Origin of the sequence: Streptomyces sp. NBC_00377 (assembly GCF_036075115.1) — a bacterium.
GTDB lineage: Bacteria > Actinomycetota > Actinomycetes > Streptomycetales > Streptomycetaceae > Streptomyces.
Genome location: NZ_CP107958.1, coordinates 3,232,045 through 3,251,931 on the forward strand (window position 1 = coordinate 3,232,045; position 19,887 = coordinate 3,251,931).

Annotated in this window: 19 protein-coding genes and 1 riboswitch; of the genes, 8 read left to right on the forward strand and 11 right to left on the reverse strand. The window is 70.6% G+C overall.

Annotated elements, in window-relative coordinates; genetic code table 11:
* Positions 1 to 23: 23 nt before the first annotated feature.
* The 6 genes from OHS71_RS14435 (at position 24) to OHS71_RS14460 (ending at position 7,750) form a co-directional block, all read left to right on the forward strand.
* Entirely contained in the window at positions 24 to 788 is a 765-nt protein-coding gene (locus OHS71_RS14435; RefSeq protein WP_328479780.1) for a GntR family transcriptional regulator, read from the forward strand.
* Positions 789 to 1,023: 235 nt separating this feature from the next.
* Positions 1,024 to 1,320, forward strand: a complete 297-nt coding sequence (locus tag OHS71_RS14440) for a DUF3311 domain-containing protein (protein ID WP_328479781.1) — start codon at positions 1,024 to 1,026, stop codon at positions 1,318 to 1,320.
* On the forward strand, positions 1,317 to 2,942 hold the full coding sequence (gene mctP / locus OHS71_RS14445; protein WP_328479782.1) for a monocarboxylate uptake permease MctP: 1,626 nt from the start codon (positions 1,317 to 1,319) through the stop codon (positions 2,940 to 2,942). Before OHS71_RS14440 ends, mctP begins: the two co-directional genes overlap by 4 nt.
* A gap of 597 nt (positions 2,943 to 3,539) precedes the next feature.
* Entirely contained in the window at positions 3,540 to 4,046 is a 507-nt protein-coding gene (locus tag OHS71_RS14450) for a GNAT family N-acetyltransferase (protein WP_328479783.1), read from the forward strand.
* A 52-nt stretch (positions 4,047 to 4,098) separates the two neighbouring features.
* Positions 4,099 to 4,234, forward strand: a riboswitch (cobalamin riboswitch).
* Positions 4,235 to 4,358: 124 nt separating this feature from the next.
* Positions 4,359 to 6,725, forward strand: a complete 2,367-nt coding sequence (locus OHS71_RS14455) for a ribonucleoside-diphosphate reductase subunit alpha (RefSeq protein WP_328479784.1) — start codon at positions 4,359 to 4,361, stop codon at positions 6,723 to 6,725.
* Positions 6,725 to 7,750 (forward strand): ribonucleotide-diphosphate reductase subunit beta, encoded by a 1,026-nt coding sequence (locus OHS71_RS14460; protein WP_328479785.1) that lies wholly within the window; start codon positions 6,725 to 6,727, stop codon positions 7,748 to 7,750. The genes OHS71_RS14455 and OHS71_RS14460 overlap by 1 nt, the downstream gene beginning before the upstream one ends.
* On the opposite strand, the gene OHS71_RS14465 is transcribed toward OHS71_RS14460, so the two are convergent.
* Positions 7,663 to 7,905 (reverse strand): hypothetical protein, encoded by a 243-nt coding sequence (locus OHS71_RS14465; RefSeq protein WP_328479786.1) that lies wholly within the window; start codon positions 7,903 to 7,905, stop codon positions 7,663 to 7,665. The two genes, OHS71_RS14460 and OHS71_RS14465, sit on opposite strands and share 88 nt — an antisense overlap.
* A gap of 93 nt (positions 7,906 to 7,998) precedes the next feature.
* Here OHS71_RS14465 and OHS71_RS14470 point away from each other — a divergent pair, with 93 nt between their 5' ends.
* Positions 7,999 to 8,967 (forward strand): helix-turn-helix domain-containing protein, encoded by a 969-nt coding sequence (locus OHS71_RS14470; RefSeq protein WP_328479787.1) that lies wholly within the window; start codon positions 7,999 to 8,001, stop codon positions 8,965 to 8,967.
* Between the two features lie 10 nt (positions 8,968 to 8,977).
* On the opposite strand, the gene OHS71_RS14475 is transcribed toward OHS71_RS14470, so the two are convergent.
* The 10 genes from OHS71_RS14475 to OHS71_RS14520 form a co-directional block, all read right to left on the reverse strand.
* Positions 8,978 to 10,348 (reverse strand): bifunctional albaflavenone monooxygenase/terpene synthase, encoded by a 1,371-nt coding sequence (locus tag OHS71_RS14475; protein ID WP_328479788.1) that lies wholly within the window; start codon positions 10,346 to 10,348, stop codon positions 8,978 to 8,980.
* Positions 10,345 to 11,442, reverse strand: coding sequence for an epi-isozizaene synthase (gene cyc1 / locus OHS71_RS14480; RefSeq protein ID WP_443046946.1), 1,098 nt, complete (start codon positions 11,440 to 11,442; stop codon positions 10,345 to 10,347). The genes OHS71_RS14475 and cyc1 overlap by 4 nt, the downstream gene beginning before the upstream one ends.
* 275 nt (positions 11,443 to 11,717) lie before the next feature.
* Positions 11,718 to 12,368, reverse strand: a complete 651-nt coding sequence (gene def / locus OHS71_RS14485; RefSeq protein WP_328479790.1) for a peptide deformylase — start codon at positions 12,366 to 12,368, stop codon at positions 11,718 to 11,720.
* Between the two features lie 184 nt (positions 12,369 to 12,552).
* Positions 12,553 to 13,533, reverse strand: a complete 981-nt coding sequence (locus OHS71_RS14490; protein ID WP_328479791.1) for a tetratricopeptide repeat protein — start codon at positions 13,531 to 13,533, stop codon at positions 12,553 to 12,555.
* A gap of 125 nt (positions 13,534 to 13,658) precedes the next feature.
* Positions 13,659 to 14,960: an HD-GYP domain-containing protein gene (locus OHS71_RS14495; protein ID WP_328479792.1), complete on the reverse strand. Its 1,302-nt coding sequence runs from the start codon at positions 14,958 to 14,960 to the stop codon at positions 13,659 to 13,661.
* Entirely contained in the window at positions 14,957 to 16,270 is a 1,314-nt protein-coding gene (locus OHS71_RS14500) for an HD-GYP domain-containing protein (protein WP_328479793.1), read from the reverse strand. The genes OHS71_RS14495 and OHS71_RS14500 overlap by 4 nt, the downstream gene beginning before the upstream one ends.
* A 104-nt stretch (positions 16,271 to 16,374) precedes the next feature.
* Entirely contained in the window at positions 16,375 to 16,677 is a 303-nt protein-coding gene (rsrA, locus tag OHS71_RS14505) for a mycothiol system anti-sigma-R factor (protein WP_328479794.1), read from the reverse strand.
* Positions 16,674 to 17,534, reverse strand: coding sequence for a sigma-70 family RNA polymerase sigma factor (locus tag OHS71_RS14510; protein WP_398148060.1), 861 nt, complete (start codon positions 17,532 to 17,534; stop codon positions 16,674 to 16,676). Before OHS71_RS14510 ends, rsrA begins: the two co-directional genes overlap by 4 nt.
* 94 nt (positions 17,535 to 17,628) lie before the next feature.
* Positions 17,629 to 18,276: an alpha/beta hydrolase family protein gene (locus tag OHS71_RS14515; RefSeq protein WP_328479796.1), complete on the reverse strand. Its 648-nt coding sequence runs from the start codon at positions 18,274 to 18,276 to the stop codon at positions 17,629 to 17,631.
* A gap of 1 nt (position 18,277) precedes the next feature.
* Positions 18,278 to 19,093, reverse strand: a complete 816-nt coding sequence (locus tag OHS71_RS14520) for an SOS response-associated peptidase (protein ID WP_328479797.1) — start codon at positions 19,091 to 19,093, stop codon at positions 18,278 to 18,280.
* A gap of 64 nt (positions 19,094 to 19,157) precedes the next feature.
* On the opposite strand from OHS71_RS14520, the gene OHS71_RS14525 reads away from it, so the two are divergent.
* Positions 19,158 to 19,880, forward strand: a complete 723-nt coding sequence (locus OHS71_RS14525; protein WP_328479798.1) for a M50 family metallopeptidase — start codon at positions 19,158 to 19,160, stop codon at positions 19,878 to 19,880.
* Positions 19,881 to 19,887 lie beyond the last annotated feature (7 nt).

The following is a 19,887-nucleotide window of genomic DNA, read 5'->3' on the forward strand; positions in this document are numbered from 1 at the left end:
ACCCGAAGCCGGGAAGGCAGGCCATGAGCACCGATGTCAGCAGTGCGGAGAACGAGGGTGGGGCGACCGTCCGTACCGCGCGCGTGCCCAAGTACTACCGCCTGAAGAAGCACCTGCTCGACATCACGGAGACCCAGTCTCCGGGCACCCCGGTCCCGCCGGAGCGCACCCTGGCGGCCGAATTCGACACCTCGCGCACCACCGTCCGCCAGGCCCTCCAGGAACTCGTCGTCGAGGGGCGCCTCGAGCGCATCCAGGGCAAGGGCACCTTCGTCGCCAAGCCGAAGGTGTCCCAGGCGCTCCAACTCACCTCGTACACCGAGGACATGCGCGCCCAGGGACTCGAACCGACCTCGCAGCTCCTGGACATCGGCTACATCACCGCCGACGACCGCCTCGCCGGGCTGCTCGACATAACGGCCGGCGGACGGGTGCTGCGCATCGAGCGCCTGCGCATGGCCAACGGCGAACCGATGGCCATCGAGACGACCCACCTGTCGGCGAAGCGCTTTCCGGCCCTGCGCCGGTCGCTGGTCAAGTACACCTCGCTGTACACCGCCCTCGCCGAGGTGTACGACGTCCGGCTCGCCGAGGCCGAGGAGACCATCGAGACCTCGCTCGCCACCCCGCGCGAGGCGGGCCAGCTCGGCACCGACGTGGGCCTGCCGATGCTGATGCTCTCCCGTCACTCGCTGGACCAGGAGGGGCAGCCCGTGGAGTGGGTGCGGTCGGTGTACCGGGGCGACCGGTACAAGTTCGTGGCCCGGCTCAAGAGGCCCACCGATTGAGGTGCTCTCCCGGCTGAAGGCCGGGAGATTCCCGCCCACCTTGCGGCAGCGGGCCTGACGCTCTCCGCGCCTTTGGCCCAACGATGGCCTCCACCACCGCCCTTATGGCGGAGCGCAGACCGAGATCAGAGGTAGAGGGTCTGTGGAGGGCCTTCCGCTGGGCTTATCCGTCACTTACATTGCCTGCGCATTACACCTGTGATCAAGGCGATCGAGTGAGGGGACGGAGCCGCCGATGTCAGAGACCCCGGAAGCGACCAGGGGGCCGGTGGTGACGCCTGTGCGCGTCGCCATCGCCCTCTGTCTGCTCGCGCCCTTCGTGGCGATGCTGTGGGTGGGTTCGTACGCGAAGGTGGACCCCGCGTTCATCGGGATCCCCTTCTTCTACTGGTACCAGATGCTGTGGGTACCGCTCTCCGCCGCGCTGACCGTGACCGCGTACAAACTGTGGCAGCGTGACCAGCGCGGCCGCGCGGGCGTCGCCCCTGCCTCCTCCCGTTCCTCCTCCCCGAAGGGCGGTGCGTCGGAGTGAAGGACGGCGTGAACGGCGTCGCGCTCGCCGTCTTCATCTTCTTCTTCCTGGCCGTCACGGTCATGGGCTTCCTGGCCGCGCGCTGGCGCAAGGCCGAGAACGACAGCCTCGACGAATGGGGCCTGGGCGGCCGGTCGTTCGGCACCTGGGTGACCTGGTTCCTGCTCGGCGGCGACCTGTACACCGCGTACACCTTCGTCGCCGTACCCGCGGCGATCTACGCGGCGGGCGCGGCCGGCTTCTTCGCGGTCCCGTACACGATCCTCGTCTACCCGCTGATCTTCACGTTCCTGCCCCGTCTGTGGTCGGTGTCCCACAAGCACGGCTATGTGACGACCTCGGACTTCGTGCGCGGCCGGTTCGGCTCGAAGGGCCTGTCGCTGGCGGTCGCCGTCACCGGCATCCTGGCCACGATGCCGTACATCGCCCTCCAACTGGTCGGCATCCAGGCCGTGCTCGACGTGATGGGGGTCGGCGGCGGCGAGAACACCAACTGGTTCGTGAAGGACCTGCCGCTGCTGATCGCGTTCGGCGTGCTGGCGGCCTACACCTACTCCTCGGGGCTGCGGGCCCCCGCGCTGATCGCATTCGTGAAGGACACGCTGATCTACATCGTCATCGCGGTGGCGATCATCTACATCCCGATCAAGCTGGGCGGTTTCGACGACATCTTCGCCAAGGCGGGCGAGGCGTTCAGCCAGACCAACCCGGCGACGGGCAAGCCGCGCGGCGCGCTGGCACCGGCGGACCCGGGCCAGTGGACGTACGCGACGCTGGCGTTGGGCTCGGCGCTTGCGCTGTTCATGTACCCGCACTCGATCACGGCGACGCTGTCGTCCCGCAGCCGTGAGGTGATCCGCCGCAACACCACGATCCTGCCGCTGTACTCCCTGATGCTGGGCCTGCTCGCACTGCTCGGCTTCATGGCGATCGCCGCCGGGGTCAAGGTCACCAACGGGCAGCTGGCGATCCCGCAGCTGTTCGAGGACATGTTCCCGTCGTGGTTCGCCGGGGTGGCGTTCGCCGCCATCGGCATCGGCGCGCTCGTGCCCGCGGCCATCATGTCGATCGCGGCCGCGAACCTCTTCACCCGCAACATCTACAAGGACTTCATCAAGCCGGACGCGACGCCCGCGCAGGAGACCAAGGTCTCCAAGCTGGTCTCGCTCCTGGTGAAGGTGGGCGCCCTGGTCTTCGTCCTCACCATGGACAAGACGGTGGCCATCAACTTCCAGCTGCTGGGCGGCATCTGGATCCTCCAGACGTTCCCGGCCCTGGTCGGCGGCCTGTTCACCCGCTGGTTCCACCGCTGGGCCCTGCTCGCCGGCTGGGCGGTCGGCATGGTCTACGGCACCTTCGCCGCGTACGGCGTCGCCTCCCCGACCCAGAAGCACTTCGGCGGCTCGTCCAAGGAGATCCCGGGCATCGGCGAGATCGGCTACATCGGTCTCACCGCGTTCGTGATCAACGTCGTCGTCACGGTGGTGCTCACCTTCGTCCTGAAGGCCGCCAAGGCCCCCGAGGGCATCGACGAGACCAAGCCGGAGGACTACACGGCGGACGCCGGCGACCCGGGCGTACAGGTGGAACTGCCACCGGCGACGGCGGGCACGTCCCACTAGGGCGTGTCCGACAATTCGCGTCGGATCAGCGCGCGGCGTCCGGTGCGGTGCATCGCAAGGCGGAGGATCGCCCGCGTACCGGATGTACTCGGGTGATCCGACAACGCAGCGTGGGGGCACCCCCCCGGCCGAAGGCCGGGGGAGTGCCGTGCCGGGCACCGCGCGCCCGGCGGGAAGTGTCGGACACGCCCCAGGCACCCGAGGCCGGCCGGACACCGTTCTGGTCCCGCGTCCGTCTGGCCATCGCGTCCCAGAAGCGGTCCAGTTCGCCGACCCGCATGCCGACCCGGTGCGGGGTCTTCCGGCGCAGCCCCCGGGGCAGCCAGCGCCGGACGCTGCTGGGCAGCAAGGCCTGCTGCTGACGGCAGAACGGCTCGCGGATCTCTCCCCGGGGCACACCGCCCCGGGGAGGGTACGGGCAGAGCTGGAACTTGCAGTCGGGCAGACAGGTCGTGCCCGGTGCGGGCGGGACGACGTGGTCGTTGCGGCCGCCCAGGTACGTGTGCGGGTGCCGTGGACGCCGGTTGGCCGCGTACTTGAAGCCGCCTCCATGGAACCACTCCCTCCGCAACCCGGGCGTCCGGCACACTCGGGGCCATGGACATCGTGATACGGCAGGCCGAGCCCGGCGAGTACGGGGTCCTCGGCGACCTCACCGCTCGTGCCTACCTCGACGACGGCCTGCTGGACTTCGGGGAGAGCGACGGGTATCTGCACGAGCTGAGGGACGTGGCGAAGCGGGTCGCCGCCGCCGAGGTTCTGGTGGCGGTGGACGGCGGGCGTCTTCTGGGCGGGGTCACGTTCGTTCCCGGTCCCGGTCCGATGGCCGACCTCGCGCGTCCCGGCGAGGCGGAGATCAGGATGCTCGCGGTCGGGCGGGCGGCGCGCGGCCGTGGGGCCGGCGAGGCCATGGTCCGCGCCTGCGTCGGGCGCGCCCGGGCCATGGAGGGCTGTACGGCCGTCGTCCTGTCGACCCAGCGCGCGATGCACGCCGCCCACCGCCTCTACGAACGCCTCGGTTTCGTCCGCACACCCGAGCGGGACTGGCGTCCCCTGCCGCACCTGGACGACATCACTCTCCTCGCCTACAAGTTGACGCTCTGAAACCACCGCGACACAACATCTGGGGGTGGCATGACGGGTGGGCACAAGATGTATGCTCATGCTCGCTGTCGCCGCAGGGGAATCCGGTGCGAATCCGGAACTGTCCCGCAACGGTGTACTCGCGTGCATCCATACCCATATGCGCACGCCTGTTCAGTCCGAGGTCCTGCCGACAGCGCGCCCGGCCGTCCGGTCCGGGTGCCCTGACGTCCGGGTCTCGCGGAGTGGGCCGGTGGACGCGACGCCCCCGCGCGCTCGTGTGCTGCCCCCTGCCCTGCGCCAGGCCCACCGCCGAGCGAGGGAGAGCCCCACGTGACCATCGCGCCAGCCGATCCGGTTCCGGTCACCGAGCCGGAGACCGACGGTCCCGGTACCGCGTTGCTGCGGACCCTGACCGAGCTGACCGCCGACCTGCCCGACGCCGACCCCGGCCGGGTCGCCGCCGTGGCCCTGCGCGGCCGGTCGGCACGGGCTGCCTCCGAGATCACCGCGGAGCTGCGCGAGCTGGCCACGGAGGGGGCGGCGGGTCTGATCTCCGAGGATCCCGCCTACTCGAAGCTGGCCGCCCGGCTGCTGACGATCAGCATCGCCGCGGAGGCGGCCTCCCAGGGCGTCACGTCGTTCACGGGATCGGTCGCCGTGGGCCACCGCGAGGGTCTGATCGCCGACCGCACCGCCGAGTTCGTGCGCGTCCACGCGGTCCGTCTCGACGCGCTGATCGACGAGCGGGCCGACGACCGCTTCGGCTACTTCGGGCTCCGCACGCTGCACAGCCGCTACCTCCTGCGGCACCCGATCACCCGCAAGGTCGTCGAGACGCCCCAGCACTTCCTGCTGCGCGTCGCCTGCGGCCTCGCCGAGGACGACACCCCCCGCTCGGTGGACGAGGTCGCCGCGCTCTACGGGCTGATGAGCCGCCTGGACTACCTCCCGTCCTCCCCCACGCTCTTCAACTCCGGCACCCGGCACCCCCAGATGTCGTCCTGCTACCTCCTCGACTCCCCGCTGGACGAGCTGGACTCCATCTACAACCGCTACCACCAGGTGGCCCGGCTGTCGAAGCACGCCGGCGGCATCGGGCTGTCGTACTCGCGGATCCGTTCCCGCGGTTCGCTGATCCGCGGCACCAACGGGCACTCCAACGGCATCGTCCCGTTCCTGAAGACGCTGGACGCCTCGGTCGCCGCGGTCAACCAGGGCGGCCGGCGCAAGGGCGCGGCCGCGGTCTACCTGGAGACCTGGCACTCCGACATCGAGGAGTTCCTGGAGCTGCGGGACAACACCGGTGAGGACGCCCGCCGCACGCACAACCTGAACCTCGCGCACTGGATCCCGGACGAGTTCATGCGCCGGGTCGACGCCGACGGGCCGTGGTCGCTGTTCTCCCCGGCCGACGTGCCGGAGCTGGTCGACCTGTGGGGCGAGGAGTTCGACGCGGCCTACCGGTCGGCCGAGGCGAAGGGGCTGGCGAAGAAGAGCATCCCCGCCCGTGACCTCTACGGCCGCATGATGCGCACCCTGGCGCAGACCGGCAACGGCTGGATGACCTTCAAGGACGCGGCCAACCGCACCGCCAACCAGACCGCCGAGCCGGGCCATGTCGTCCACTCCTCCAACCTGTGCACGGAGATCCTGGAGGTCACGGACGACGGCGAGACAGCGGTCTGCAACCTGGGTTCGGTGAACCTGGGCGCGTTCGTCGACACGGCGGCCGGCGCGATCGACTGGGAGCGGCTGGACGAGGCCGTCCGCACGGCCGTCACCTTCCTCGACCGGGTCGTCGACATCAACTTCTACCCGACCGAGCAGGCGGGCCGCTCCAACGCCCGCTGGCGGCCGGTCGGTCTGGGTGCGATGGGTCTCCAGGACGTCTTCTTCAAACTGCGCCTCCCCTTCGGCTCGCCCGAGGCCAAGGCCCTCTCCACCCGTATCGCCGAGCGCGTCATGCTCGCCGCGTACGAGGCGTCCGCCGGCCTGGCCGAGCGCAACGGCCCGCTGCCGGCCTGGGAGAAGACCCGCACAGCCAGGGGCGTGCTGCACCCGGACCACTACGGCGTCGAGTTCACCTGGCCCGAGCGCTGGGCGGCCCTGCGCGAGCGGATCGCGCGGACCGGCCTGCGCAACTCCCTGCTCCTCGCCATCGCGCCCACCGCGACCATCGCGTCCATCGCGGGCGTGTACGAGTGCATCGAGCCGCAGGTGTCCAACCTGTTCAAGCGCGAGACGCTGTCCGGCGAGTTCCTCCAGGTCAACTCCTACCTGGTGAACGACCTCAAGGAGCTCGGCGTCTGGGACGCCCGGACCCGCGAGGCGCTGCGCGAATCCAGTGGCTCGGTGCAGGACTTCGCGTGGATCCCGGACGACGTCCGTGCGCTGTACCGCACGGCGTGGGAGATCCCGCAGCGCGCCCTGATCGACATGGCCGCCGCCCGCACCCCGTATCTGGACCAGGCCCAGTCCCTGAACCTGTTCCTGGAGACGCCGACCATCGGCAAGCTCTCCTCGATGTACGCGTACGCCTGGAAGTCGGGTCTGAAGACGACGTACTACCTGCGTTCCCGTCCGGCGACCCGTATCGCCCGCGCGGCCCGGGCCACCGTCCCCCTTCAGCAGGTGACCGAGGCCGACGCCGTCGCCTGCTCCCTTGAGAACCCCGAGTCCTGCGAGGCCTGCCAGTAATGACCACCGCACCTGAGAAGAGCGAGAAGAACCTTCTCGACCCGGGCTTCGAGCTGACCCTGCGCCCCATGCGCTATCCGGACTTCTACGAGCGGTACCGGGACGCCATCAAGAACACCTGGACCGTCGAGGAGGTCGACCTCCACTCGGACGTCGCCGACCTGGCGAAGCTGTCCGAGGGCGAGCAGCACATGATCGGCCGGCTGGTCGCGTTCTTCGCGACGGGCGACTCGATCGTGGCGAACAACCTCGTGCTCACGCTGTACAAGCACATCAACTCCCCCGAGGCGCGCCTCTACCTGTCGAGGCAGCTGTTCGAGGAGGCCGTCCACGTCCAGTTCTATCTGACGCTCCTGGACACCTACCTCCCCGATCCGGAGGACCGTTCCGCCGCCTTCGCCGCCGTGGAGAACATCCCGTCCATCCGCGAGAAGGCCGAGTTCTGCTTCAAGTGGATCAACGAGGTCGAGAAGCTGGACCGGCTGGAGAGCAAGGCCGACCGCCGCCGCTTCCTGCTCAACCTGATCTGCTTCGCCGCGTGCATCGAGGGCCTGTTCTTCTACGGCGCCTTCGCGTACGTCTACTGGTTCCGCAGCCGGGGTCTGCTGCACGGCCTCGCCACGGGCACCAACTGGGTGTTCCGTGACGAGACGATGCACATGAGCTTCGCCTTCGAGGTGGTCGACACCGTCCGCAAGGAGGAGCCGGACCTCTTCGACGACCGGCTCCAGGAGGAGGTGACGGCCATGCTGCGGGAGGCCGTGGAGGCCGAGCTCCAGTTCGGGCGCGACCTGTGCGGCGAGGGGCTGCCGGGCATGAACACCGACTCGATGCGGCAGTACCTCGAATGCGTCGCCGACCAGCGGCTGTCGCGGCTCGGGTTCGCCCCGGTGTACGGCTCGGAGAACCCCTTCTCCTTCATGGAGCTCCAGGGCGTTCAGGAGCTGACCAACTTCTTCGAGCGCCGGGCATCGGCGTACCAGGTCGCGGTGGAGGGCACCGTGGACCTGGACGAGGACTTCTGAGGCGCCCTCTCGCCCCGGGCCTCCTGGGCCTCCCTGATCTGCCGGTCGGCGCGCCGGTCGCGCACGATGCCGAGCACGGACGGGAGGACCAGGAGGACGAGGATCCCGAGGACCATGGACATTCCGATGAGGCCTTCGATCTGGTTCGTGTTCATGGACACCACTCTCCTGCCGGACACTCCTGACCGTCAGTGGCAGGACTGCCGCACACCTTCAAATTCCTGCCACTTCGGGTGCACACTGGCAGCATGCTGAAGAACGTGGCGGCCGTCCTCCTCGACGGCGTGCATCCCTTCGAACTCGGAGTCGTCTGTGAGGTGTTCGGCCTCGACCGCAGCGACGAAGGGCTCCCGGTGTACGACTTCGCCGTGGTGTCGGCCGAGGGCCCGACCCTGCGCACCCATGTCGGCGGGCTCACCGTGTCCACGCCCTACGGCCTCGACCGGCTGGAGGAGGCCGACCTGATCGCCGTCCCGGCCGCGGACTCGAACGTCGACCGGGTGTATCCGCACGAACTGCTCGCCGCGCTGCGCCGGGCCGTGGACCGGGGTGCCCGGGTCCTCAGCGTCTGCTCCGGGGTCTTCGTGCTGGGCGCCGCGGGACTGCTCGACGGCCGGCGCTGCGCCGCGCACTGGCGGCACGCGGACGTGCTGGCCCGCCGCTATCCCCTGACGGCCGTCGAGGCGGACGTGCTCTACGTCGACGAGGACCCGGTGATCACCTCCGCCGGCACGGCCGCGGGCATCGACGCCTGTCTGCACCTGGTCCGCAAGGAGCAGGGCCCCGAGGTCGCCAACCGGATCGCCCGGCGCATGGTGGTGCCGCCGCACCGGGACGGCGGCCAGGCCCAGTACATCGAGCGGCCGCTGCCCCGGTCGCGGTGCGACACCGTCGGTGAGGTGCTCGCGTGGATGGAGCAGCACCTCGACCAGGAGATCACGGTCGAGCGGCTCGCGGAACGCGCCCACATGTCACCGCGCACCTTCGCCCGCCGTTTCCAGCAGGAGACGGGCACCACCCCCTACCGGTGGCTGCTGCGCCAGCGGGTGCTGCTGGCCCAGCACCTGCTGGAGGCGACGGACGAGACGATGGACGCGATCGCCTGGCGGGCCGGCTTCGGTACGGCCGGCGCCCTGCGCCACCAGTTCGTGCAGGCGCTGGGGACGACCCCCAACGCCTACCGGCGCACGTTCCGCGGCCCGCGGGCCGTCGCCTGAGCCCGGCCCCTCAGCCCGGTATCGCCCGCAGCAGCAGCCGGCGCGGCCGGAGCGTGATGCCGATGTGCGTCCGCGCGTCGGAGCCGGGCGCCGGCTCGAAGCGGAACGCGGACGCCACCACCGCGGTGATCAGTGTCAGCACGGCCATCGAGAAGTGGTCGCTCGGGCACTTGCGGTTGCCGACGCCGAACGGCGTCATGGCGTACTTGGGCACCTCCGGGGAGCCTCCGGGCAGCCAGCGGTCGGGATCGAACTCGGTGTGCCGCGCGTACGACCGCGGATCGCGCTGAACGGCGTAGGGGCTGTAGACGATGTCGGCGCCGGCGGGAATGCGGTAGCCGCCGAGCTCGGTCTCCTTCACCGCGCGCCGGGTCAATATCCATACGGCGGGATACAGCCGCATGGTCTCGACGACGACATTGGCGGTGTGCTGGAGCTTTCGGACGTCGCCGAAAGAGACCGGGCGGTCTCCTATGACGCTTTTCACCTCTTCGCGGATCTTGTCCACCTGGTCGGGGTGCTCGGTGAGCACCTTGAGCAGCGACATGACCACGGAGCCGGCGGTTTCGCTGCCCGGGGTGAGTATCGCGATGACCTGGTCGTGGATCTCCTGCTCCCCGATCGGGTCGCCATTCTCGTCCTTCGCCTCCAGCAAAGCTGTCAGCAAATCGTCCGGCTTTTGACCGGATGCCCGGCGGTCGGCGACGATCTCGTCCACCAGCCGATGCAGATCGGCCAGCGCCCGGTTGAATTCGCGGTTGGCCGGAATCGGTACCCGATAAAGGGGTCCGAGGGGTACCACCATGCGCTGGTACATACCGGCGAACAGTGTGGCGAGCGCGGTGGTGATGCGCTCGGACCGGGCGTCCATATAGCTGCCGCGCATCAGACAGCGGGCGGAGATGCGCACCGACACCCGGAAGGCCTCCGCGGTGACATCGAGGACCTCGCCCTTCGTCCAGCGCTCGACGAGGGCGTGCGCCTCCTCCTCCATGACCGGCCCGTAGGCCGGGATGGCGTCGAGCCGGAACGCGGGCTGGATCGTGCGCCGCTGGCGGCGGTGCAGCGGGCCGTTGGCCGTGGCCACGCCCTCCTTGCCGAGCAGGCTCTCCAGCGACTCCCACAGGGGGCCGGAGATGATGTAGTCCGGGCTGAGCGCCAGGGCTCCGGTGAGGTCCGGCGCGGTGACGGCGTACACCGTCTTGGGGCCGAGCCTGAGGCGGACGATGCCGCCGTGGTCGCGGAGCCCGGCCAGGAAGGCCAGCGGGTCGCGGGCCAGCTTCCAGCCGTGCCCGAGGAGGGGAAGCCTGCCACCGGCCAACGGTGGCTCACGCAGTTCGGGCGATCCGGAGGTGGTGGGTTTCACCGACTCGACGGTCATTTCTCACCTGCCGCTTCGTTGTTGACGTACGGGGGCGTGGACCGGTCGTCCCAGCTGTCGACCATGTAACGGCCGGACTCGTGGTGGAACCAGTAGACGGAACTGAACCAGTTCCGCATATTGCCGAGGCAGACTCGCACGGCGGCGCCGAGTTGATTTCCGCGGGCCGTCCCGTCGGCAAGTCGCTCGGCGAGCCGTAAGACGTCCTTCTCCACGGCGAGGAATCCGGATATGCATTCCTCCACGCGTCGGCGGACATCGTCGACCGCCTCTTCGAGAGTCAGCCCCTCATGCGTGATGAGACTGATTCCGAGATTGTGCACCTCGTCGCCCGCTATTTCCTTGGGCAGCGAGCAGAGGTCGTTGTACAGGGCGGCGAACTCCTGACTCAGCAGGGCCGCGCGCCGGTATGCGGGGTGTTTCCGTACCGGATCCGGGAGTTCTGTTCTCGCACTCGGCTCGAGCAGGTCGGTCCAGATCCAATGCGCGAAAGTGAGCCGACGCAGCTCCAGGTATTCCTCGACGCCTGGAATACGTCCTTCGGTTCGGTTGTGGAATTCCCTGTCGTACGCGTCGATCACGGCGTGGAAGTGCCGGGCGAACCGGGCGTTCCAAGTGCCGGGCAGGAAGGACTGCAACCGGCCCACGCTGTCGGCGAGCCCGGCGACCAGCGGATCCGGGTGACGCAGATACTCCGCCGGGGAGTCCAGGGCCGCGTGCAAGCGGAACCTGAGCCGCCGCCAGGAGGTGGTCCGGCCGTGCACGACGTCACGGTCGTGCCGGTCGTCCCAGACGAAGAACCACGCGCTGTAGTCGGCGATGGCCTGCATGACCTCGTCGGGTGCGCCGAGGTAGTAGCCCGCCATCAGGTCGGTGTAGCAAAGTCCGTCGGCATATTCTGCGACCTTGTCCGCCGACATCAACCGCATTTCCAGCAGCCAGGAGCGCGTCTTCTCCTGCAACCGAGGCCAATACGGATGCAGTTGCCGGGAAAACGCCGCCTCGATGACTGGAAGAGAGAGCGAGGGAGGGACCGCGGGCGCGGCCACCGTCGCTGTGGTGCTGTATGTGGTGCTGTATGGGAAAGTTGGCACGAACAACCCCTCTCAGCCGCCAGTGGGCAACACACCCCTCCCCCCGTGCCGGGCGTGCGCCGTTGCGTATCCCCGCACTTCCCATTCAGCACTACAACTGACCGTTCTGGGAACGGATTTGCTGCATTCGCCGCACCAACATGCCGAGAATCCACCCCTGCGTGACTGGTTACGGATCAGCAGATGTGCGTAAGCGATCGAACGTCCGTCGGACACACGAACGACGCCCGGCGGGGAAGAGGTCCCGGCCGGGCGTCGTCGTGGTGCGGGTGAGCTCAGTCGTTGGCCACCACGGGGTAGCGGGGCTCGTTCTCGGCCATCTGCCGCAGCGCGTCCTTGCGTTCGCGCTTGGACAGACGGTCGATGTACAGGTAGCCGTAGAGGTGATCGGTCTCGTGCTGCAAACACCGCGCGAAGTAGCCGGTCCCGCGCACCTTGATCGGGTTGCCCCGCTCGTCCTGCCCGGTCACCTCGGCGTAGTCGGGACGGGCCAGCGGCGCGTAGGCGGTGGGCACCGACAGGCAGCCCTCGTTGCTGTCGTCCAGCCGGCGCCGGTCGGCGGGCAGTTCGACGAGCCGGGGGTTGCAGACGACACCGGTGTGCCGGGCGCCCTCGTCGTCAGGGCAGTCGTAGACGAAAACCTTCAGGTCCACGCCGATCTGGTTGGCGGCGAGGCCGACGCCCTCGGCCGTGTGCTGCGAGGCGAACATGTCCGCGACCAGCTGCCGCAGTTCGTCGCCGAACTCGGTGACATCCCTGCACTCCTTGTGCAGGACCGGGTTGCCGACGACGGTGATCGGCCGCGAGGTGCCGGCCTCACGCCAGGCCAGCTCGCGCGCCTCCGCCTCCCCGGTGTCGATGACGAAGCCCTCGTCGTCCACGGGGAGCACGCCCGCGTGCTGCTGATCGGTGTCCTGCTGCGCCATGACCGACGATGCCTTCCTCAGTGGAACAGGGGGTGAAGTTGCTGATACAGGGTACGGGGATCGCGCCCCCAGGGGCGCGGGGGCCGAAGCGGTCCGCGGCTCCACCACGCTGGGGGCACCCCGCTCGAACGAGGCCGGGAGGCGGGAAACGACCGGCCACGACGGCGCCGCGGCGACCCGCGCTCTAGCAGACCTCTTCCAGATCCCGCCAGTCACGCGAGTCCGGACTGTCCGCGACCCAGCCGTCCAGCAGTCCCCGCACGAGGGAGGCCGGGGCGGCCACACCACACTCGCGTTCCGGCACCCACAACTGCCCGTCGGTCCGGTGACCGAGCGGCCCCGGGTGCCCCGGCTCGCTGTGGTCGTGCGGGTCGAGATGCTCGCCGTCACCCTCGTCGGAGGGCATCCGGGACTCCGAGCACATCCGGCACAGCAGTCGCACCGACGACGACCAGTCCTCCGCCGCGAAGCCGGCGTCGGCCGCCAGCTGCTCCAGCGCGTCCCGGTCGGACTCGGTGGCCGCCTCCAGCAGGACCACCCAGGTCGGCACGGGCGACGGCGCCCACAGCTCGATCTCGTCGAAGACCGGGTAGGAGTGGCCCGTCGAGGTGGTCCGCTCGCCGTGCGGCACCCCGTCGTGCAGCACGACCTCGCCCCAGCGCCGCCCGGACGAGGGCAGCGGGATCGACAGGACCTCCATCCGGGCAGGGTCCAGCCGCCGCCCCCACACGACCTCCGCCTCGCCCTCGGGCGACAGCCGTACGGCCGCGCTGCCCAACTCCATACCGACGGGCTCGCCGGCGCCCGTGGCGTCCCCCGGCACCCGCAGCCCGTACGCCTGCCAGGCGCGGCGGGCCAGCGGCCAGTCCTGGAGGGCGGTGGCCGCGATACCGACGTTCCACCAGTCGGGGGCTCCGGCCTCGCGGTCGAGGAGGGCGACGGCACGCAGCCCCGCGGTACGGGCCTGCTCCCAGTCGTGCCGGAACTTGTGCAGCAGGGCGAGGTTGAACCAGGACTCGGACAGCCACGGTTCCAGGTCGGCGGCACGTGTCAGCAGCGCGCCCGCGTCCTCGTACCGCCCGTCACCGATCAGCGTGAACGCGCGGTCGGTGGCCTGCCGCCAGGAGGCGGAGGGCCGGTGCCGTCCCTTGCCGAAGATCCTCACGATTCCCGCCTGCCAGTTCCGTTCTGTGGGCTGGCCAGTGCCCCCGGACACTCTCTCCCTCGCATCCAACCACGTGTGGCCGGAGGGCCGCTCATTACCCATGGGTTACCCACCCGAAGACAAGGTCAGACAGGGCGCTCGTCGCCCGCCACCACCCTGCCCGGGGCTCCTGCGGGGCTGAACGCCGGGGGGCGCCCCCAGCGCGCCGCCCCCGCGTTCCACAGCACCCTGGCCAGAGCCTCCACCACCTCCGGCGCATACTCCCCGCCGGTGCCGAGGCGCAGCTCCTCCAGGGCGGTGAGCGGCCCGCCCGGTCCCCTGCCCCGGACCTTCTCCTCGTATGCGTTCACCACCCGGACTATGCGGGCGGCCACCGGCTGGTCGGGGTAGGGGTCGGCCTGCCGCTCGACGACCGCCGCGACCTGGGCGCCCGCCCCGGTCTGGCGCACGACGGCCCCGCCGAGCAGCGCGATCCGCCGCTGCTGCACCACGGGGAGCCCCGCGGTGGCCCCGGCGGGGACCGGGTCCACCAGGCTGAGCTGGCCGATGTCGTGCATGAGGGCCGCGTACTCCAGAACAGTCAGCTCGGGCTCCGGCAGCCCCAGGTCCCGGCCCACGGCCTGGCTGAGGGCGGCGACCCGGCGGGCGTGCCCAGGCGGTGTGTACCCGGCGATCTCGGTGGCACGGGCCAGGGAGGCGATGGTCTGCCGGTAGGTGTCCCGCACCGCGGCGTACCGGCGCAGGGACAGCTGGGTGAGCAGCAGCGGCACCGAGAACACCGGCAGCGCCCACAATCCGACGACGGCCACCGCGAGCGCCATCACCGCGCCCGTCGCGCACACCGCCGAGCCGATGCCGGGCACCCCCCGCAGCTCGTCCCTCAGCAGCGGGCCGAACGGCCAGCCGGTGCGGGAGCGGGCGAGCGCGGCGGCGACGACGGCGTCGCACAGGACGGTCAGGACGAGCAGCGCGAGCAGCAGCAGCGCGTAGGCGGGGCCGCTCCAGCCGTCGAACACCCCGCGGTTGTGCAAGGGCTGGAAACAGACGGCGGCGAACCCGACGGCCAGGACCCGCCGGACCAGGTGATCGAGGACGGGTCCCTGTCCGCGCGCCAGGTGCGGCACGCTGCCCAGCAGCGAGGCGGCGACCACGACCGCCACGACCTGGGCGACCCCGTGGTGCGTGGGATGCCCGGCATGCCCGCCGACCAGCGCGTACGACAGTGAGGCCGCGGCGCCGAGCGGTGCCGCCTCGCGCAGCAGGGGGCCGCTCTGCGGGCGGGTCAGCTCACCGGCGGCGACGAGGATCCCGAAGGCGAGTGCGACGGGGCGTTCCTCGACGCCCGTCATGAACGTGACGAGGAGGGAGACGAGGACGAGGAGGGCGGCCACGGCGAAGAGGGCCACATGGGAGCGGTGGGCGGTCATCGGTGCGCCCCGGAACGGTCGTCAGGGGCCTGGGACTGCGAGGGGACGCCCGGCCGGGTCTCCTCGGCGGTCACGACCGGATGCCAGCCGTCCCGGGTGATGACGTGGGTCAGCGCCTCGACCATCCGGGGGTCCAACTGGGAGCCCGCGCACCGCCGCAGCTCCTCCAGGGCCACGTGCACCGGCCGGGCCCTGCTGTAGGACCGGGTGGACGTCATGGCGTCGAAGGCGTCCGCGACGGCGACCACGCGGGCCGGTTCGGGGATCTGGCTGCCCACCAGTCCGTAGGGGTAGCCCTTGCCGTCGATGCGTTCGTGGTGGTGCAGGATCGCCGAGCGTGCCTCGCCGAGGAAGGAGATCCCGCGGGTGATCTCGTGTCCGTACTCGGGGTGCAGCTCGATCACCCGCCGCTCCTCGGGTGTCAGGGGCCCGTCCTTGCGCAACAGCCGGGTGGGGACGCCGAGTTTGCCGACGTCGTGCAGGATCCCGGCGAAGCGGAGCATCTCGATCCGGCCCTCGTCCATCCCCAGTTCACGCCCGATCAGCACCGATGCCTGGCCGACGCGTTCGCTGTGCCCGCGGGTGTAGCCGTCCTTGATGTCGACGGCCTGCACCAGGGCCCGGATCGTCGCCTGGTGGGCGGCCCGCTCCCGGTGGTACTGCGCGAACACCCACCACGACACGGTGGTGGGGAACAGCACCAGCAGGGCGGCCACCGGCCCGTACGGGCTGCGCCACAGCACGGCGATCATCAGCCCGGCGAGCCCGTGCACGGCCAGCGGCGCCAGGGAACGCAGGAACAGCCCCCGGCAGAGCCGCCGCGGCGGCAGTCCCTCGGCGAGCGCCCGCATCCCGCCGTCCAGCAGGGCGAGCGCGGCGCAGAACACCAGCACGGCCGCGCCCGCGGGCACCAGCGCGTACGGCAGGTCGGAGCCGACCACGGCGTCCCGCCCGCCGAGCGCTCCGTGCACCCGGGCGGCGGCCCACACGGCGAGCGACGCATGGGCGGCCCGCCAGACCCGGCGCAGCGCGACGGGGCGCCGCTCGACGTGCGAGAACAGCGCCCCGGGCAGCGGGACGAGGGCGGCCGCGGACGGCGCGAGCAGAAAGGCCCCGGCCAGCAGCACGGGGTGGAGGGTCCCGGCGAACCTGCGCCCGGCGATCCGCTCACCACCGGCGTACAGGGCGGCGAGCAGGGCGACGGCCCACCACGGGGTGGGCGCACCGGGGAGCGAGGGGACCGTGCAGAGCAGCGTGCCGAGGACGGCACAGGCGGCGTACACGCGCGCCCGCGCCGGAATCCCCTCCATGAGCCTCCCCCAGCCGTGCCTGTCCGGGCTCAGGAGCCTAGGACGGCCGGGGGTGGGTCCGCGGGCGTATCACCCGCGGATTAGCACATTCGAGTGACGGGAGCTCAGGTCTCCTGGGGCGTCGCCGCCACGTCGTGCTCGGGGACGGTCTGGCCGGAGCGGATCAGGTCGATCCGTCCCATGACCTTGGCGCGCAGGTCGGTCGGCACGTCGTCCCGCCCGCAGCACCGCTTGACCAGCTTCTTCACGGCCTCCTCCAGCCCGTACTTCTCCAGGCAGGGAGAGCACTCCTCGAAGTGGTGCTGGAACTTGTCCCGGTCGAGAGGAGGCATCTCGCTGTCGAGATACTCGTACAGGTGGTCGAGGACCTCACTGCAGTCCGTCTCGTGCGGATCTCCGCAGCTCATGAGCCCGAACCTTTCGCTTCGTCCGACTCTCCGGCACCGGCCGGGACCAGCCCGCGCTCACGGGCGTAGTCCTCGAGCATGCCGCGCAGTTGACGGCGGCCCCGGTGCAGGCGGGACATCACCGTGCCGATGGGTGTCCCCATGATGTCCGCGATCTCCTTGTACGCAAAGCCCTCTACGTCCGCGAGATACACGGCGATCCGGAACTCCTCGGGGATGGCCTGAAGCGCCGCCTTCACGTCCGAGTCGGGCAGGTGGTCCAGCGCCTGCGACTCCGCGGAGCGCAGACCGGTGGACATGTGCGACTCGGCGCGCGCCAGCTGCCAGTCCTCGATCTCCTCGGCCGCGCTGCGCTGGGGTTCACGCTGCTTCTTGCGGTACGAGTTGATGAAGGTGTTGGTGAGGATCCGGTACAGCCAGGCCTTGAGGTTGGTGCCCTCACGGAACTGGTGGAAGGACGCGTACGCCTTCGCGTAGGTCTCCTGCACCAGGTCCTCGGCGTCCGCCGGGTTGCGCGTCATGCGCAGCGCGGCCGAGTACATCTGGTCGAGGAACTCGAGCGCGTCCCGCTCGAAGCGCGCGCTGCGCTCCGCGGTGGACTCCGCGGCCGGCTCCACGCTCACGCCCTGGCCCTCGGGCAGCTCCGCCTGGCCGTTGTCGGTCCCTGCGTCGGTACCGGTGACCGGACCCACCTCCTCAAGATCGCGGGTGGAACCGAAACCGATCCCACTCGAATCGGAGGATAGACGACTACCCGAGGCTGCCGCCGCTCGAATAGGAGCGGTCTTCGCCGCGTGCAGGACCGTCCAGTCCAGATCTGTGCGGCTGCTGCGGCTCGGGCAGATGGTCGAACCCATGCGGCGGACTTCCTCTCCCACTGACATCGGTGCCGGTTGTTCAGCACTTCTGTCCGCCTCAACAGCGCCCGGGCCCTCCACATTCCCCGCCCGTTCACATGAGGGACCCGACCCACCGCAGGACTCCGGCGGTGACGACTTCGAGCGTCTCCTGCTGCGTGACCCCGGCCCGCTTGGGCACGGCGAACCCGTGATCGCCGTACGGCACCTCCACCAGTTCGTACCCGCCGCCGGGAAACTCGCCGGGCCTGCCGAACGGGTCGTGGCCGCCCTGGACGACGAGGGTCGGCACCCCCGCCCCGAGCAGTTCGCCGGCCCGGGACTTCTCCGGCCTGCCCGGCGGGTGGAGCGGAAACCCGAGCGCCAGCACGGCGTGCGCACCGAGCTCGGCCGCCGTACGGCAGGCCACCCGCGCGCCCGCCGACCGTCCTCCCGAGATCACCGGCAGCCCCGGCGCGACGACGGCCGGCCAGATCCCGCGCCAGCCGACGTCGAGGGTCTTCGGCGCGGGCGCGACCTTCTTCCCGGCCACCCGCCAGGGCTGCTCGACCAGGGCCACGCTCACCCCTCGTCCGGGCAGCACGGCGGCGAGTGCCCGGAGGTCCCTGGCCTCGATCCCGCCCCCGGCGCCGTGGCTGACGGCGAGGACGAGCCGCGGCTTCGCGGCGTGGTGCCAGGTGATGCGGGCGGTACCCGCCTCGGTCTCCGCTGTTTCGGTGCTCACGACCGCTTCGGTGCTCACGTCAGAAGAGTGTGCCCTCCTCGGGCCCCTCCAGCTCCTTGAGCAGCTCCGCGCCGTTGTTGCGGACGTTGCTGACGGCCGTGGACACCGGGTAGGCGCGCATCAGTCCGGCCGGCGGCGGTTCGAGCAGGGAGCGGAGGTCGTCGACGTCCGTCCGCGCCGGGTCGAGCCAGGCGTCCCAGCGGTCCGGGGTGAGCATCAGCGGCATCCGGGGGTGGATGTCGGCGAGGGCGTGCGGGCCCTCGGCCGGGGCTAGGGCGAGCGGGGAGGTCTCGGCCTCGGTGGTGATCACCGAGCACGTCACCCACCAGGCCTGCGGATGGTCGTCGGGCAGGGTCCTGTCCCGCCAGAACTCGTAGAGCCCGGCCATCGCGAAGACCGAACCGTCGGCCGGGAGCACGAAGTAGGGCTGCTTGCGCGGCCGCTTCTTCTTCCCCTCGACCTCCAGGTCCCGCTCCTGGACGCCGGTGACCCACTCGTAGTAGCCGTCGGCGGGCAGGACGCAGCGCCGGGTGGCGAAGGCGCGACGGTAGGAGGGCTTCTCGTGGACGGTCTCGGCGCGCGCGTTGATCAGCCGCGCACCCCCCTCGGGGGTCTTCACCCAGGAGGGGACCAGTCCCCACTTCAGCTTCCGCAGCTGCCGAACCGGGCGCTTGTCGCCGGCGTCCTTCAGGGGACGGTCCAGAACGGCGTAGACCTCCTTGGTCGGCGCCACGTTGTAATCGGGCTGCAAGGTTTCCTCGGGCTCCCACCGCTCGATCTCAAAGACTCCTGCGAGATCCTCGGGCCTGCGACTCGCTGCATACCGTCCGCACATACGTGCCACACTGCCAGGCCCGTCCGTCACCCGGCCACCACCCTCAAGGGAGCCAGCAGAAAACATGGAGAGCACCGCCGCCCTCGCGCTGCCCGACCTGTGGGACCGTCTCGTCGGCACCCAGTCCGACCCGGACCTGTGGGTGGTGATCGCCACGGCGGTGGCGGCCCTCGCGGTCGTCGTGCCGCACACCCTGTGGCGGATATCGCGCAACGCGATCACCATCGCCCACGAGGGCGGCCACGGTCTGGTCGCGCTGCTGACCGGCCGGCAGCTGACGGGGATCCGGCTGCACTCCGACACCAGCGGCCTGACCCTCAGCCGGGGCAAGCCGCACGGTCTCGGCATGATCCTCACCGCCGCCGCGGGCTACACCGCTCCCCCGCTGCTCGGCCTGGGCGGCGCCGCCCTCCTCGGCGCCGGCCGCATCACCCTGCTGCTCTGGGTGGCCACGGCGCTGCTGCTCGTGATGCTGGTGATGATCCGCAACGCGTACGGCGTGCTCACGGTGGTCCTCACCGGCGGCGCCTTCCTGCTGGTGTCCTGGCTGGCGGGACCGCAGGTGCAGGCGGCCTTCGCGTACGCGGTCGTGTGGTTCCTGCTGCTGGGCGGCGTACGGCCCGCCTTCGAGCTCCAGGCGAAGCGCTCACGCGGGGGTGCGGGCGACTCGGACGCGGACCAGCTGTCCCGCCTGACCCATGTGCCGGCAGGCCTGTGGCTTTTCCTCTTCCACGCGGTCAGCCTGTGCGCGCTGCTGGGCGGGGGCAGGTGGCTGCTGGCCCTGTGACGCGAGG

Excerpts from the sequence above, each read along its gene's own strand:
- OHS71_RS14435 (WP_328479780.1), top strand. The coding sequence starts at position 24 with ATGAGCACCGATGTCAGCAGTGCGGAGAACGAGGGTGGGGCGACCGTC.
- OHS71_RS14440 (WP_328479781.1), top strand. The coding sequence starts at position 1,024 with ATGTCAGAGACCCCGGAAGCGACCAGGGGGCCGGTGGTGACGCCTGTG.
- OHS71_RS14450 (WP_328479783.1), top strand. The coding sequence starts at position 3,540 with ATGGACATCGTGATACGGCAGGCCGAGCCCGGCGAGTACGGGGTCCTC.
- OHS71_RS14460 (WP_328479785.1), top strand. The coding sequence starts at position 6,725 with ATGACCACCGCACCTGAGAAGAGCGAGAAGAACCTTCTCGACCCGGGC.
- OHS71_RS14465 (WP_328479786.1), bottom strand. The coding sequence starts at position 7,905 with ATGAACACGAACCAGATCGAAGGCCTCATCGGAATGTCCATGGTCCTC.
- OHS71_RS14470 (WP_328479787.1), top strand. The coding sequence starts at position 7,999 with ATGCTGAAGAACGTGGCGGCCGTCCTCCTCGACGGCGTGCATCCCTTC.
- OHS71_RS14475 (WP_328479788.1), bottom strand. The coding sequence starts at position 10,348 with ATGACCGTCGAGTCGGTGAAACCCACCACCTCCGGATCGCCCGAACTG.
- def (WP_328479790.1), bottom strand. The coding sequence starts at position 12,368 with ATGGCGCAGCAGGACACCGATCAGCAGCACGCGGGCGTGCTCCCCGTG.
- OHS71_RS14495 (WP_328479792.1), bottom strand. The coding sequence starts at position 14,960 with ATGACCGCCCACCGCTCCCATGTGGCCCTCTTCGCCGTGGCCGCCCTC.
- OHS71_RS14500 (WP_328479793.1), bottom strand. The coding sequence starts at position 16,270 with ATGGAGGGGATTCCGGCGCGGGCGCGCGTGTACGCCGCCTGTGCCGTC.
- rsrA (WP_328479794.1), bottom strand. The coding sequence starts at position 16,677 with ATGAGCTGCGGAGATCCGCACGAGACGGACTGCAGTGAGGTCCTCGAC.
- OHS71_RS14510 (WP_398148060.1), bottom strand. The coding sequence starts at position 17,534 with ATGGGTTCGACCATCTGCCCGAGCCGCAGCAGCCGCACAGATCTGGAC.
- OHS71_RS14520 (WP_328479797.1), bottom strand. The coding sequence starts at position 19,093 with ATGTGCGGACGGTATGCAGCGAGTCGCAGGCCCGAGGATCTCGCAGGA.
- OHS71_RS14525 (WP_328479798.1), top strand. The coding sequence starts at position 19,158 with ATGGAGAGCACCGCCGCCCTCGCGCTGCCCGACCTGTGGGACCGTCTC.